General features: G+C 65.9%; 2 protein-coding genes. One reads left to right on the top strand and one right to left on the bottom strand.

Going from position 1 to position 1,938, the window contains the following annotated elements; translation table 11 throughout:
* Positions 1–933: MFS transporter (locus tag AC1D00_RS38930; protein ID WP_477014331.1), on the bottom strand; the 933-nt coding region annotated here is incomplete at its 3' end.
* 112 nt (positions 934–1,045) lie between these two features.
* Here AC1D00_RS38930 and AC1D00_RS38925 point away from each other — a divergent pair.
* Positions 1,046–1,938 (top strand): LysR family transcriptional regulator (locus tag AC1D00_RS38925; protein ID WP_477014330.1); only part of this gene is annotated, 893 nt, incomplete at its 3' end.

Below are 1,938 nucleotides of genomic sequence, written 5' to 3'. Positions count from 1 at the left end.
GCCGGGAACTTGCGCGCAATAGATCGCGATCGAATAGGCGAAGCTCCTGGTGATGCTCATGCCGTTCTGGACCAGCAGGCCAGGGATCCAGACGAAGAAGGAATAATAGCTGAAGGTGATCGCCAGCCACATGATCCAGGTCATGATGGTGATGCGCGCCTGCCGGCCTGCGAGGAGCGCGGCGAAATTGGCGAGCAGCGTTCCGGTCGCTCCCTGCGGCGCGACGGCTTCGACGACCGGCTGCGGCAGGACATGGCCCCGGCGCGCAAACTCTGTCTCGATCCTGTCCAGCACGGCTTCGGCTTCCTTCTCCCTGCCCCGGCTTTCGAGCCAGCGCGGCGATTCCGGCAGCGCCCGGCGCCACCACAACAGCATGACGACCGGCACCGCCGTGATGACCAGCACCATGCGCCAGCCGTTCTCATAGGCGGGCACGATGAAGTAGCCGAGCAGCGCCGCGGCAACGAAGCCGAAGGAGAAGAAGCCGGCCAGCGCGCCGGTGAAGCTGCCGCGGTAACGCCGCGCGACGAACTCCGCGAGATAGGGCGCGATGATCGCGCTCTCCGCACCGGTGCCCATGCCGGCGACGACGCGTGCGGCGAAGAAGGACGGCCATGCATCGACCATCGCGCTCACGATGGACGCCGCGCAATAGAGCGCGAGCGCGGACATCATCACGGCGCGGCGGCCGATCAGGTCGCCCAGCGTGCCTGCCAGCAACGCGCCGAACAGGAAGCCGATATAGGTGCTGCTGCCGAGCACGCCGATCTGCACGCTCGACAGATTCCACGCCGTGCGCAGCACCGGCAGGATGAAGGCCAGCACCGCCGCGTCCATCGCGTCGAACATGTAGCCGAGCCCGCCCATCAGCAGCAGATGCTTGTGGAAGCGTGCGAACGGAAGGCGCTCGATGCGCGCCGATATCATCGACATGAAAGTCCCCTCAGTCTGGCGGCCCGGCGCTCCGCGTGTCCCTCAGGAACCATAGACAAGGAGACATTATCGTCATAATTTATAATCATGATCTAATATATCACTGTGGTGAATGTTCGTGTCGTTCCGTGCGCTCGACCTCAACCTCCTGAAAGTCTTCGAGGCGCTGATGACCGAGGGCAGCGTCACGCGCGCCGCGAGCGCGCTGACGATGACCCAGCCCGCGGTCAGCAACGCGCTGGCGCGGCTGCGCGACGCGCTCGGCGATCCCCTGTTCGTGCGATCCGGCACCGGCATCCGTCCCACCCAGCGCGCCGTGGTGCTGTGGGAGCCGATCGGCGAGGCGCTGGAAAGCGTGCGTGGTGCGCTCGACGAGCAGGTGTTCGATCCCGGCCGCGCGCAGACCGAGTTCAGCCTGTCGATGTCGGACTACGTCGCCTCGCTGGTGATGCCGAACCTGCTCGGTCATCTCGGCAAGATCGCGCCCAAGGCACGCGTCCACACCGTGCCCAACACGGTCATCGAGATCGCCGACCAGCTCGAGGACAACAGGGTCGACTGCGTCATGAGCGTCTATGTCAACGAGGCGCAGCAGCCGGCCGCCATTCGCTCGCGCTCGCTGTGGACCGTCGACTATGCCTGCTTCATGCGGCGCGGCCATCCGCTCGCGGCGATGAAGCGGCTCAGCACGCGCACTTTCCTCAACGCGGGTCACGTCGATGTGAGCCTCGCGGGCAAGACCATGCCGTCCTACGACCTCTTCCTCGCCTCGCGCGGGCTGTCGCGCAACCTGGTTGCGACCGTCAATCACTACAGCGCCGCCTACGAGGTCGTGCGCCAGTCCGACCTCATTGCCGTGCTGCCGAGCGACCTGCGTTCGCAATCAAGGCATGCGCCGTTGCTGCACGCCATGCCACTTCCGCTCAAGGCGCCGCCGCGCATCGTCAGCCTGTTCTGGCACCAGCGCAACGACACCGTGCCGGCGCAGCGCTGGCTGCGCGAGAC

The sequence above is a fragment of the Bradyrhizobium sp. P2_E8 genome (genome assembly GCF_056403875.1).
This window is presented reverse-complemented; position numbering and strand designations above follow the sequence as displayed.